This window comes from Tannerella sp. (assembly GCF_030528505.1).
Lineage (GTDB): Bacteria > Bacteroidota > Bacteroidia > Bacteroidales > Tannerellaceae > Tannerella.
The window spans coordinates 14,617-26,136 of sequence record NZ_JAUMYS010000004.1; the positions used below are offsets into that span (position 1 = coordinate 14,617).

Annotated in this window: 7 protein-coding genes, 1 tRNA gene and 1 other RNA gene; 5 read left to right on the forward strand and 4 right to left on the reverse strand. The window is 47.2% G+C overall.

All coding sequences use genetic code 11. The annotated features are described in order from the left end of the window. Positions 1-5: 5 nt before the first annotated feature. The 3 genes from thrA to rnpB form a co-directional block, all read right to left on the reverse strand. Positions 6-2,444 carry a bifunctional aspartate kinase/homoserine dehydrogenase I gene (gene thrA / locus Q4A89_RS01180; protein ID WP_303183105.1) on the reverse strand — a complete coding sequence of 813 codons (2,439 nt, stop codon included), beginning with the start codon at positions 2,442-2,444 and terminating at the stop codon, positions 6-8. 242 nt (positions 2,445-2,686) lie between these two features. Beyond that, a complete protein-coding gene (locus tag Q4A89_RS01185; RefSeq protein WP_303183107.1) occupies positions 2,687-4,051 on the reverse strand; it encodes a YihY/virulence factor BrkB family protein in 1,365 nt (454 codons plus the stop codon). A gap of 31 nt (positions 4,052-4,082) precedes the next feature. Further along, an RNA gene (rnpB, locus tag Q4A89_RS01190) (RNase P RNA component class A) lies at positions 4,083-4,453 on the reverse strand. A 182-nt stretch (positions 4,454-4,635) separates the two neighbouring features. Here rnpB and Q4A89_RS01195 point away from each other — a divergent pair. The 5 genes from Q4A89_RS01195 to Q4A89_RS01215 all read left to right on the forward strand — a co-directional run bounded on the left by Q4A89_RS01195 (position 4,636) and on the right by Q4A89_RS01215 (position 10,242). Continuing rightward, positions 4,636-5,292, forward strand: a complete 657-nt coding sequence (locus tag Q4A89_RS01195) for a toxin-antitoxin system YwqK family antitoxin (RefSeq protein ID WP_303183109.1) — start codon at positions 4,636-4,638, stop codon at positions 5,290-5,292. 69 nt (positions 5,293-5,361) lie between these two features. Further along, positions 5,362-7,521, forward strand: a complete 2,160-nt coding sequence (locus Q4A89_RS01200) for an HRDC domain-containing protein (RefSeq protein WP_303183111.1) — start codon at positions 5,362-5,364, stop codon at positions 7,519-7,521. Between the two features lie 160 nt (positions 7,522-7,681). Continuing rightward, positions 7,682-7,754 (forward strand) — tRNA-Lys (locus tag Q4A89_RS01205). A gap of 258 nt (positions 7,755-8,012) precedes the next feature. Next, positions 8,013-8,822 carry a glycogen/starch synthase gene (locus Q4A89_RS01210; protein ID WP_303183113.1) on the forward strand — a complete coding sequence of 270 codons (810 nt, stop codon included), beginning with the start codon at positions 8,013-8,015 and terminating at the stop codon, positions 8,820-8,822. A gap of 1 nt (position 8,823) precedes the next feature. Beyond that, the gene (locus Q4A89_RS01215) at positions 8,824-10,242 is read left to right on the forward strand and encodes a DUF4270 domain-containing protein (protein ID WP_303183115.1); all 1,419 of its coding nucleotides are present in this window, start codon (positions 8,824-8,826) and stop codon (positions 10,240-10,242) included. Between the two features lie 281 nt (positions 10,243-10,523). Here Q4A89_RS01215 and Q4A89_RS01220 read toward each other — a convergent pair whose 3' ends face one another. Further along, complete coding sequence (locus tag Q4A89_RS01220) at positions 10,524-11,516, reverse strand: glycosyltransferase family 2 protein (RefSeq protein ID WP_303183116.1); 993 nt, start codon at positions 11,514-11,516, stop codon at positions 10,524-10,526. Positions 11,517-11,520: the final 4 nt, after the last annotated feature.

An 11,520-nucleotide genomic window follows, 5' to 3' on the forward strand; every position in this document is an offset into this window, starting at 1 on the left:
TTGCCTCAGCGGACGTTTGCGATGGAGATGATGTCGGCAAACACACCGGCAGCCGTAACGGCCGCTCCGGCTCCGTATCCCTTGATGATCATCGGATAATCGTGATAACGTTCGGTCGAAATCATGATGATATTGTTGCTGCCTTCCAATTCGTAGAACGGATGATGGCTGTCTACCTCGTTCAGTCCGACTTCGCACGAACCTTCCTTCATACTGGCAACGAAACGTAGCCGTTTATTTTCGGCAGCCATTTTTTTACGTTTCTCTTCGAATGCGGCATCGAGTTCCGGGATTTGTTCCCAGAAATTGTCTAGCGTACTGTCGAAATATTGTTCGGGGATAAAGGGTTTTATCTTTACGTCTTTCTGCTCGATTTGATAACCCGCTTCACGTGCCAGAATCACTAATTTTCGGATCACGTCTTTGCCGCTCACGTCGATACGCGGGTCAGGCTCGGCATACCCGGCGTCGACAGCCATGCGGATGGCCTGACTCAGCGTTACCTTTTCGCTGACGGTGTTGAAAATGAAGTTCAACGTGCCTGAAACGACGGCCTCTAACCGGAGGATATGGTCGCCACTGTTGATCAGGTTGTTCATCGTGTTGATAATGGGCAGACCCGCACCTACGTTCGTTTCAAAGAGGTATTTCACGCTGCGCTTACGGGCGGTTTCTTTCAGCAGTTGATAATTCTGTTGCTGCGACGAGGCGGCAATCTTGTTGGCGGCCACGACCGAGACATTGTTATCCAGCAGTTTCTCGTAAATTGCGGTAATCTTTTCGCTCGAAGTACAATCAACGAAGACGGAGTTGAAAATATTCATCCGGATGATCTCATCATACAAAGCTTCGGGCGATGAAGGCGTGCCTTTTTTCTTCAGCTCTTTGATACATGTCGTCAGGTCTAACCCTTCGCGATTGAGCAGCATGCGTTTGGAGTTGGCGATGCCGACCACGTTTATTTTCAATCTGTTCTGCTTCATCAACTTGGGTTGCTGCAATTGGATCTGTTCCAGCAGACGGCTGCCCACCGTACCGATGCCGACGAGAAAGAGGTTAAGTACCTTGTATTCCGAGAGGAAAAACGAGTCGTGGATCGAGTTCAGCGCCTTACGCAATGACTCGAGTTTGATGACGAACGAAATATTTGTTTCGGAAGCTCCCTGTGCACAGGCTATTACGCTGATACCCGCACTTCCCAGCGTGCCGAACAGCTTCCCGGCGACTCCCGGCGTATGCCTCATGTTCTCGCCCACGATGGCGACCGTAGCGAGTCCCTTCTCGGCGATCGTCGGATTCATTTCACCCTGCGAGCGTTCCAAGGCAAACTCTTCGTCGAGTACACGCACGGCCAAATCGGCATCTTCGTTTTTGACGGCGAAGGTCGTGTTATTCTCCGAGCTGGCTTGCGAGACCATAAACACGCTGATTCCGTTTTGCGCCAGTGCCTTGAAAATACGTCGGTTGACACCGATCACACCGACCATTCCCAGCCCCTGTACGGTGATCAGGCACGTGTCGTTGATCGATGAAATACCTTTGATCATGCCCTTTTGCCGGCCTGTATGGGCTTCTTTCGAAATATACGTACCCGGCGCATCGGGGTTGAAGGTGTTGCGTATACGAATCGGGATATTTTTGCGGAGTACCGGGTAGATCGTTGGCGGGTAGATCACTTTGGCACCAAAGTGACAGAGCTCCATGGCCTCAGTGAACGAAAGATGGTCGATAACATACGCCGAGTCGATGACGCGCGGGTCGGCCGTCATGAACCCGTCGACGTCTGTCCATATCTCCAGAATCGAGGCATTCAGTGCCGCAGCCAGAATGGCTGCCGTATAGTCGGAACCGCCACGGCCGAGGTTTGTCACCTCATCGTTTTCGCAGCTCGACGAGATGAAACCCGGAACGAGCGCAACTTGCGGAAGCGACTCGAAAGTAGCTTGGACACGTTTGTTTGTCTCTTCAAAGTCGACGATATGTTTGTTGAATTGCTTGACGGTCTTGATAAATTGACGCGAATCGTAAAGTTTAGCCCCCTTGATGACGTGGGCGATAATTGACGACGAAAGCCGTTCACCGTAACTGACAATCGTGTCAGACGTTTTGGACGATAAATCCTTGATAAGAAAGACGCCGCGAAAAATATTCTCCAATTCGTCAAGCGTCTCCATTACCAGCTTCTCTACCTTTTTCTGTTGTGCTTCCGATACAACACCTTCGATGATGGCGCGGTGACGTGCAACGATTTCGGCAAATTCCTGCTGATAGGCCGGATCTCCTTTCGACGCGAGGTCAGACGTTTTCAGTAGTTTGTCGGTGATCCCGCCCAATGCGGAAACGACAACAATAACAGGCTCTTCGATAGCCTCGACAATCTTTTTGACACTGCGGATACTTTCCGTGGAACCTACCGATGTACCGCCGAATTTCAATACTTTCATTGATGTATGTAATCTGTTTTGCTTAAACCTAAATCAAATCGCAAAGATAGATGTTTTTAGCTGAAAAGAGACTCTCGGTTTTGAAAAATACGGAGCAAGCGCATGAATCTCTATTTGATGAATAAATCGACCCTTTGGGGGGATGGTGTCGTTTTTCTAAAGCAGGACACGGTTTTTTTCAGGATAGTTGCTGTTTCGGCCCAACGGATAATAATCGTTCGTGCGGCGAAAGGTGACGATGGTTATAAATCTTTTAGCAGAGTGTCCTTGTTGGGCAGGTAAAGTTCTTGTCGCTTATCGAGAAAGGTATGCCATTCTTTCCTGAACATCTCGTCCGTATCGATCTTGAAGTTTTCCGACCCGTGCTCGTCGATCTTTCGCAGCAAAAGGCCGACGGTAATCTGATGAATGTCGAAAGCCGGCTGGTAATGAACGATGCGTTCGTCGTCTTCATAATTGACTTCGATCAGAATGCCTAACTCCGTGAGCAGACAAAGAATTCTTGTGGTAAGGCGGATAGGGATGCGGTATGATTCCGAAAGCTCATCGGCGGTGTAGGGTTTTTCTCCTCGTTCGAAGCGTTTGATGATGAGCGTGGCGATAAGGATCGCCAAAAAATCGTGATACCGTCGACTGATATTTTTACTGTCGCGCTCGAAGCTGAACTTTTTCACATTCTGCGAAGCATAGACGATCTCGGCCCCAAACAGGCAGATCAGCCACGATACTTGCAACCACAACATCAGTAAAGGCAAGGCCGCGAAACTTCCGTAGATGGCATTGTATTTGCTGACCCAGATCTGTCCGCTGATGTAGAAATTCTGGAAGATCTGAAAGACACACCCGAAGATAATCCCGGCTATCAGTGCGTTAAGGAAGCGTACTTTCGTGTTCGGGACGAAGATATAGAGTAGCGTGAAGAACAGACTGATGATCACGTAAGGCAGCAGGCTGAGCGTCACATCGGCAATCGGGGTGAGGAAAATATATTCGTTGAGGTAAGAGTTTCGGATCGTTGAAATAAAGATCGAAAGTCCGCTCGAGCAGGTCATGAGTACGGGCAGAATGACGAACATAGCGAGATAGTCGCTAACTTTGCGATGCCACGGGCGGTCTTTCTGTATCTGCCAGATGTCGTTAAAGGTGCGTTCGATGGTCGAAATCAAACTGATGACCGTATAAAACAGCAACACGAGCCCGACGCCGATAAACAGTCCTCCTTTTGCCATGGAGAGGTAATTCTCGGCAAAGTCGAGCGCTTTATCGATCTGAAACGACTGGCTGGGGAAGAAGTCGTACAGCCCTTTTCGTATAATGTCCCGGAAGCCAAACCCGCTTGCGATGCCGACAATAACGGCCAACAACGGCACAATCGCCAGCAGTGTGCTGTACGTCAGCGCCGAGGCGCGTGTCTGTAAATTCTCGCTTTTGAAACCGCGCACGGCCAGAATCACGGTTTTGGCCACGTAAATATAGGATCGGCGTAACCCGCTCATTTCGTTTTCGGTCACCCTCCAAATTTCGTAGGTGACGAAGCGGATCAGGGATGAGACGCCTTCACTGATGCGTTTGAGGAGCGATTTTTTAGTCGTATTATTATCCGGCATTGTTATTGATCATATGTTGTTTATGTGAAAGAAAGGCAGCCGACCTGTAAGCCGGGTTCTGTACTCTGCCTCCCGAAGGAGACGGAGCGTCTGTCATTTATCTTGGCTTACCGTCGCCGGCAAGCTCCTTGCAGTCTACCCCCCGACATCGGACGAGCCGCCCTCCATCGTCGGTATACGTGACCTTACAACCCATCAGACGTATGGACCTCCCGTATTCCGACGGGAGCGGTAAGCTCTTACCTCACCTTTTCACCCTTACCTCACCTTGCGGCGCGGCGGTTCTTTTCTGTTACGTTACTCTGCCCTCGCGGACAGCTTCCCGTTAGGAAGGATGGCGCCCTGTGTTGCCCGGACTTTCCTCTCATCCCCAAAAGAATAAGCGACAGACCGGTCTGCTGCCGAAAGACAAAGATAGTGGAAATAATCGATTCAAGGATGCGGGGAGTAAAAAATGTCAGGGTGTTTTTATCAGGCCGGTGTAAAATCTCCGGGATTTTATCTAAATTTGCAACGTAAACATGCAATCATCGGGTGAAATAACGAAGATGAATCGTAATATTAGAATTAAATAGAAACACATCATGAAAAGACGTATCTTATTTTCCGTATTTTTATGCAGTATCTTATTGCCGATGCTTAGGGCTCAGGAAGTAGTTTATCAGGTAGAAGAAATTACTGTACTCAATTATGGCGACGGGTGTTTTCTGTTTCGCGAACACAATGAAAGCAAGAAGCCCCTTGAGGGAAAGCATCGCATTATTGATGGTTATCTATCGGAGTATATCTTGGCTGAATTTAAAGACGGTATGTATCATGGCAGTTTTCAGCGTTTCAAGTATAATAAAATGGTAGAAGAAGGAATGTATTTTGAAGGGCGTAAAATTGGAGTATATAAAGTTTATTTTTCAGATAGTAAGCAGGTAAAAGAAGAAAGTTTATATACCGAAGGCAAGTTGAACAGTATCCGGAAAACGTATCATGTCGACGGTTCCCTACAATCTGAAAAAGGATACAAAATGAGCGTAGAAGACGGGATTGATCGTAAATATGAATCGCAGACAGGTAAAATCCTTCGTGATATGTTTTATAGAGACGGAGTTCTCGAAGGAAAACAAGAACGACATATCATGAGTAATATCGGGAACTACGTGAAACGTTCGAACTATCGGAACGGAAAATTGCATGGCCCTTATTCCGAGGTGTATACCGAAGGTGAAAAAAGGACAAAATACGTCTGAAAGGTACTTATCAAGATGGCGAAAAGACTGGTGAATGATTGACAACAGGAAGAAATACGATTGGAAGCAATGAACCAGACACAGTGTGTCGATATCTACGCTTTAGCTGAAGAATTTGTTGAACATACGGCTTGTTCTGTTTTTCTGACCGGTAAGGCCGGGACCGGCAAAACCACTTTTCTGAAGCATCTCCGCGAGCGTACGCAGAAGCAGATGGCCGTCGTTGCCCCTACGGGAGTGGCGGCGATCAACGCCGGAGGCGTCACGATCCATTCGTTTTTTCAACTGCCTTTCACTCCGTTCGCCCCGATCCCACAGGGACGGAAAAACCTGATTGCGAAAAGTAAACTCACGACTGTCCGCCGGAAAGTCCTGCAAGAACTTGAGCTGCTCGTCATCGACGAGATCAGTATGGTACGTGCCGATCTGCTCGATGCCGTCGATGCCATGTTGCGCCATTTTCGTTATCGTGCCAACGAACCGTTCGGCGGTGTACAGGTTGTTTATATCGGTGATATGTATCAGCTCTCTCCGGTCGTGCCGGACGAAGAATGGCAACTGCTTTCACAGTTCTACGAAGGGCCTTATTTCTTTCAGAGCAAGGTCGTTCAGCAGCAGCCACCCGTTTTCATCGAACTGGATCGTATCTTCCGACAAACGAATGAACAATTCATCTCCCTGCTGAATGAAGTACGTAACAACTGTTTGACGAAAGCAGGCGAACAATCGCTAAACAGTCGTTACATAGTCAACTTCCGCCCCTCGAATGAAGACGGCTACATTACGCTGACAACGCACAATGCCAAGGCCGACCGTATCAATTACGAAGAACTGGACAAAATCGACAGCGAAAGTTTTTATTTTGATGCGCAAGTACAGGGCGATTTCCCGGAAAAAAGTTTTCCGAACGATGAACGATTGACGTTAAAGAAAGGAGCCCGTGTGATGTTCATCGCCAACGATATGGAAACGCCACGCCGCTACTATAACGGAAAAATCGGAATGGTTGTCGATATCGATGAAGAACATATCCGGGTAAATGCAGACCCTGACGATGAACCGATCGAGGTCAAGCGGGAGACATGGCAAAATATTCATTACACCGTCAACAAAGAGACGAACCAGATCGAAGAGCATAAGCTTGGCAGCTATACGCAATACCCGCTGCGACTGGCCTGGGCTATTACGATTCATAAAAGTCAGGGACTTACGTTCGATCGGGTCGTTATCGATGCGCAGGCCGCGTTTGCTCCGGGTCAGGTTTATGTGGCGCTTAGTCGCTGTCGCTCGCTCGAAGGCATCGTCCTCTCTTCGCCCATCAATACGCAGGCCTTGCAGGTCGACAGACACATTATCCGCTATGTGCAGCAAAAACCTTCGACCAACGAACTAAGGGAACAGATCGCTCTGTTTAAAGAGCGTTACAACGAGCAAGTATTGTTTGAGATATTCAACCTCAGCGATATTCTTTATGAAATGCGCAGGCTTTACGAACAGACCGTCGACGAGAAGGACGCCTTTAATGACGAAACGCTGCCTTTTATCAGCCGGATGATGGACCAGACCGACCGACTGAATCAAGTCATGACCTCATTCCGTAAACAATTGCAATACCTCCTTCACACTTCCGATACACAACGGACAAACGAGCGCATCCAGGCTGCATCGAATTATTTCGTTACGCATCTGACGTCGCTTATCGCGGACGGGGAGAAATCGCCCGCCCGTACCGACAGCCGTGCGTCGGCGCGTGACTATAACGATGCCCTCACGACGATCCTCACTCGTCTAGCTTATAAAAAACATCTGATGGGCGGGATATGCGATGGATTTTCCATAGCCTGTTACTTCGAATTGAAAGCGACATTTACCGCTCCTTCCGGCTCCATCAATGCGTATGCGGCAGCCCATAAAGAATTGAAAACGGAAACGGAGCATCAGACGCTCTTTGGCAGGCTGGCTGCCTTACGGAAAGAATTGTGCGAAGAAACCGGAGCGCCGGCTTATCTTGTAGCCGCCACGAAAACATTGATCGAATTATGCAACATGCTCCCTCAAACACCGGAGGAGTTGATGGGTGTCAAAGGATTTGGAAAGGTGAAGACGCGGAAATACGGCGATCGTTTTCTGGAAATTATCAACGAATATTGTCGCGAATACGGTGTGAGTTCGGGTATTGATGCTCCGCCCCAGACGAGGACAAGAAAGAGGAGAAAAAACGTCCCGTGATTTCACGCCGAAGACAGCGTATAACTGCTTGTGTGTAAAAAATGATTAGAAAACAGTTGATTGGCTGTTTTTTATAAAAAAAGCGACAAAAAGGTTTGCAGAAAACAAAATAACTTCTACTTTTGCACTCGCTAAGTCGGAAAAGACTTTACTATGATATGACTCCGTAGCTCAGTTGGTAGAGCAAATGACTCTTAATCATTGGGTCGAGAGTTCGAGCCTCTCCGGGGTCACAGCATGCAAAAGGTTTCTTAGCAGGGTTTTACGGTGTTGTCGTAAAACCTTGTTTGCGTTTAAGGCAAAACGGTAAAACGAGAACAGTCGATGGTATCACCGGGTCCGTCCGGGGGTGGGTGATACGTCTAAAATCTCCTTGGGACAACGGCCGCAGAGGAAGTACTAACTTTTATTCCCACATCTCATCTCGTCATTTGTTAGAACGAACCGTTTTTTTTTACTACCTTTGTACTCGATTTTATTTAGTCAAAAAAATGGACGCTAAGAAAATATTGTTTATCGCTCAAGAAATCTCACCATATCTGCCGGATTCCGAGATAGCGAATGTATGTCGCCATCTCCCCCAGGGGATACAGGAGCAAGGATGCGAAATCAGAACGTTCATGCCCAAATACGGATGCATCAACGAACGCCGTAATCAACTGCACGAAGTCATCCGGTTATCCGGAATGAACCTGATCATTGACGATACCGATCATCCGCTGATTATCAAGGTCGCTTCGATACAGTCAGCGCGTATGCAGGTCTATTTTATTGACAACGAAGACTTCTTTCAACGCAAAGCGACGGTTTCCGACGAAAAAGGAAACGGATTTAAGGATAACGACGAACGCGCTATCTTTTACGTGCGTGGAGTCTTTGAGACCATCAAAAAACTTCGGTGGATACCCGACATCATTCATTGTCATGGTTGGTTTACGGCCCTGGCTCCTCTCTATCTGAAACGAATGTATTCGGACGATCCGTGCTTTGCTCGAACTAAAGTAGTGTACTCGGTTTACGATAAGTCGTTTAAACCTACCCTCAACAAAGATTTGACTAAAAAGCTGAAACAAGACGGCGCCGCGACAAGGGACTTGAAAATATTGGAAAAAAACGATTATCTTTCCTTATCTAAATTAGCCGTGCAGTTTTCGGACGGGGTGATACAGGGCAGCTCGAAAATGGATAAAAAGTTAGGAGAATTTATTACTCAAAGCAAGAAACGTTTTCTTCCCTATCAGGACACAGAACATTATGTTCAGGCGTATAACGAATTCTACAATACGATTTTAAAGAGATAAAATGAAAATAAAATATGCAGTATCCTTCCTGCTTTTGGGAGGGATTTCACTTTTTAGTGGATGCAACGACGACTTGACATTGGTCGGCTCTACCATTCAACCACAAAGTGATCGTAATACGGTCTATATCGATACGTTTCAGATAAAGGCCTCCACCGTGAAGCGGGATTCGCTCTATGCTAAAACAACAAAGAGCTTGCTGGGTGAGATTTACGACCCGTTATACGGACATTTGAAATCGGACTATCTGTGTCAGTTTTATTGTGCCGAGAATTATCAGTTTCCTCATAAGCCTCACAAAGGAGTGATTGATTCGGTCAAATTGAAGATTCGCTTCTCTTTTTGGAAAGGAGACGGACATGCACTGATGCGGGCAAGGGTGTATGCCGTCAACAAACCTCTGGAAAAGAATCATTATACCAACTTGAATCCTGCAGATTATTCCGATATGCAAAATGCATTGGGAACACAGGTATATACGGCATTCGGTTGTTTTAGTGATTCTTTTTCAATACCGGGAACCAGAGACCCGAAAACGCGCAAAGAGATTAGAATAGCAAAATATTCGTTAAACATCGCACTGCCGAAAGAACTGGGTGCCCGATTTTATAACGAAACGGTCAACAACCCGTCATCGTTTGCTACACAGGACGCATTCAACCGCTTTTTCCCGGGATTATATATCATGACCGATTATGGAAGTGGAAATATTTTGGACGTATCTGATACACAGTTGTATTTCTATTACCAACGCCCGAAAAGCAGCAAGAACGACACGCTGATTCGTGACTCCGTCATGTTTCAGGTTACGAAAGAAGTAATACAGCATACCCGATTCCAGAATACCGACGAAGAAAAATTGTTGGAGCCTAACGACCAATATGCGTTTGTTAAAACGCCGGCCGGCATTTATCCCCGCTTAGTGATTCCGACCCGGGAAATTGCCAAAACCATAAAAGACCGTTTTACGAACAGTTTGATGTTCAGCTTAAAGTATGAGCCTCAGGAGAACTGGAAGTATGCGGTGTCTCCCCCGCCTCATCTGATGCTTATGCCGGAAGACTCGCTACGGACATTTTTTGAGAATCGAAGCCTCGAAAATAATGTGACGACGTTTCTATCGACAGACAATCTAATTGGAGAACATGGCTATAACGCAACTACTCGGACGTATCATTTCCGGAATATCATCAGCTTGCTGAATGTACACATAAAAGAGAAACCGGATGAAGATCTTCGCCTTCTGGTTGTCCCGGTGGAAAGGGACGCGGCAGCCACAACCGATGGATACGGAAATCCAACGGGCTACTACACCAGAGCAATCCATAACTACCTGATGCTTTCGGGGATAAAAATCCCGATTGATCAGAAACATATGAAAATCGTTGTACTTTCCAGCAAATATCATACAGGTAAGTGATTCAAAAAAGGGCATGCTAAGCCATTCTCGATAAAAATACAAGATGTCAGAGAGATAAAAAAGGCGGTGTGTCATAACGGGCAAACTGCTTCGTTGCTTGCGGAATGAGAGCTCGGTCACATACCTTAGTATGCTCCCTCACCCTCATCCTTAGCGCCTTGCTTTTTACCCATTCTTACACACCTAAAGAGGGTGTACCCAAATTGCATTTTGACACACCCTCTTTTGCATTGATGGGATATGCACTTTCAGAAGAATGCTTCTATCTTATATGCTCTGTTTTATTTATAAACCCTTTTCAGCGTTTCCAAATCTTCTAATCCGTGTCTCAGGATAATCTTATCAATAAAAGAACGGATAAATCCGAGACCATAACCGAAAATCTGAATGAACGAAGCGGCAACCGACAGTCCCGCGATGTGGAGGCTTCTCGTTTTCAGCAGCGCATCGGTGAATAAAAGCAAGACGTAAGCCGCAGGAAATAACAGGAGCCATGGTGAAAGAAAAACGGCCAGCAACAGCACAACAATACTTCCGATGACGAACAGCGCCGGCAACGTATGCACCGGCTTGAGCGAATCGGGATATAGCTTGTAGAGGTTGATGCGTGCCTGTCCGAAGATATGCACCTGTTTGTAGAACTTCTTCAAATCGCCGCGGCGCTTGTGATACACAAACGCGTTGTGGTAGAGCTTCGTGACGAAACCGGCTTTGTGGATACGTATGCTGAGGTCGATATCTTCCCCATACATATCTTTGAAACCGCCGACCTTTTCATAAACCGCCCTCGAAAATCCCATGTTGAACGTACGCGGCTTGAATTTCTCCATATTCGTTTTTCCGCCGCGTATGCCGCCGGTCGTCCAGAAAGAAGTCATGGCGTAACTGATCGCTTTCTGCGTGGTCGTAAATGACGGATGTTCCCTGTCCGGTCCGCCGAAGCAGTCCGCATAATCTTCGGTCAGGTTGCTTTTAACCGTCTCGAAGTAATCCGGAGGAATGATGCAGTCCGAGTCAAAGAAGATCAAATAATCCCCTTTCGCATGCCTCATCCCGACATTGCGGGTATCACTACGTCCGGAGTTTTCCTTGACGATATAGTTGATGCTCAGTTTCGACCGGAAAGCCTCGACTTCGGCCGTGCAGGGCCGAGTAGACCCGTCTTCGACCAAGACCAGTTCGAAGTCGTTGCACGTCTGTACGGCGAGGCTTTCCAGTAGCTCCCGGGCTTCATCCGGGCGGTTGTATATAGGAACAATGATCGAAAAAAACATGTAT